2 protein-coding genes and 1 tRNA gene are annotated in these 1228 nt (G+C 60.1%); 2 read left to right on the top strand and 1 reads right to left on the bottom strand.

The features are described from left to right. The first annotated feature begins 36 nt into the window (after positions 1-36). Positions 37-121 (top strand) — tRNA-Leu (locus AC1DT2_RS23870). Between the two features lie 77 nt (positions 122-198). Continuing rightward, positions 199-741 carry a hypothetical protein gene (locus AC1DT2_RS23865; protein ID WP_477299173.1) on the top strand — a complete coding sequence of 181 codons (543 nt, stop codon included), beginning with the start codon at positions 199-201 and terminating at the stop codon, positions 739-741. 50 nt (positions 742-791) lie between these two features. Here the strand turns inward: AC1DT2_RS23865 and AC1DT2_RS23860 are convergent, their stop codons facing one another. Further along, a complete protein-coding gene (locus AC1DT2_RS23860; protein ID WP_477299171.1) occupies positions 792-947 on the bottom strand; it encodes a hypothetical protein in 156 nt (51 codons plus the stop codon). Between the last annotated feature and the right edge of the window lie 281 nt (positions 948-1228).

The raw sequence follows: 1228 nt of genomic DNA, 5'->3' as shown, positions 1-1228 counted from the left end.
ACCTGAGACGGCGCGAGACCTAGAATGGCGCCGCGAGCGAGAGTGGCGGAATTGGTAGACGCACCAGATTTAGGTTCTGACGGGTAAAACCGTGCGGGTTCGAGTCCCGCCTCTCGCACCAACCAGGGGTCGATCGCGGCCACAGACAAGTAGCTCTCTCACTTACCCGGCCCGAAGGGTCGCGGCAGGATAGTCGCCTTGAACTCAGTGCAGGGAAGCGAGGCTAGATTCTGGTGGTCGAGAGTTGCCGGCGTTGCGGCACTCGCCGGCTTTTGCGCCGCGCTGACGATCCACGTACGAGCCATTCTGAATCTGCCGATTCCAGCGGAATCCTGGCCGGGTTTTCCGCTCTCTTTCTCTCTGTTTGCTGGCGCCTTTCTCGTGTTCATGCCCATGGTTCGCGACGCGAGTGACGGTCGGATCGGTCCGGTATCGAATTCGCGAATTGCAGCGGGCATGCCGACCTGGGCGCGCGCAGCGATAGCCGTGTGTGCCGCCTATGTTGCTTTCAACTTCGTCTGGTGTCTGGTCGCTCACGGCGAAAAGGTGCAAGTCTCGAATGGTAAGGCTATTGCCTACGTGTCAGGCGTTTCACGCGTCCTCACGGACGACGAGTACAGGGACTACCTGGGATGGCAGGCCCGTTTCTGGTCGGGCCACATCCTCATCTTCTACCTGGTCCCCGTCTTCTATTTTCTATGCGGGCCGGGAGCGAAGGGGCGGGTGGCTCGACAGGCGTAATCATCGTTGCGTCGTTACGGCTGCTCACGATATGCGCAGCTGCGACGACGTCATGATCCCAAGAGTTTCAGCAGTCCAAGCGCGGCGGCAAAGGTGCCCGCGACAGCGACGTAAGGATACCAACGCGCCTCTGCGTTGATCTTCATCGTCTCTGCAGTGATCTTGCGGAGCTCCGCGCGGAGCTTCTCTCGCTCGTCGTCAATCATGGGTATCGTCTCCGGCTGGACCGGCGGTGGCATGGCGGGCATGGCTTATTCCCAGCGTAGCACCGGCGATTTCGTCCGGCATGGGTGCACGCAAGGTTAGAGAGGTAGCAAGCGCTGCGCTGTCAGCCAATGTCACTAAAAAATACAGGGTGACGTCGCTTTCGCTACCAGGCGATCAGGTGGGTGCCTGTGTTCGCCGGGCTACGATTGTTCCCAAAACGGCAAGCACCACCGTAATCGCAAAGTTCGCCGCAAACGCCGCGGTATGCGACGCATTCAGC

It is taken from the genome of Luteibacter sp. P4_E6 (genome assembly GCF_056401535.1).
The sequence above is the reverse complement of the archived record's forward strand: the minus strand, read 5'-3'. Positions and strand labels throughout refer to the sequence as shown.

Coding starts and splice junctions, on each gene's coding strand:
- AC1DT2_RS23860 (WP_477299171.1), bottom strand. CDS start 947: ATGATTGACGACGAGCGAGAGAAGCTCCGCGCGGAGCTCCGCAAGATC.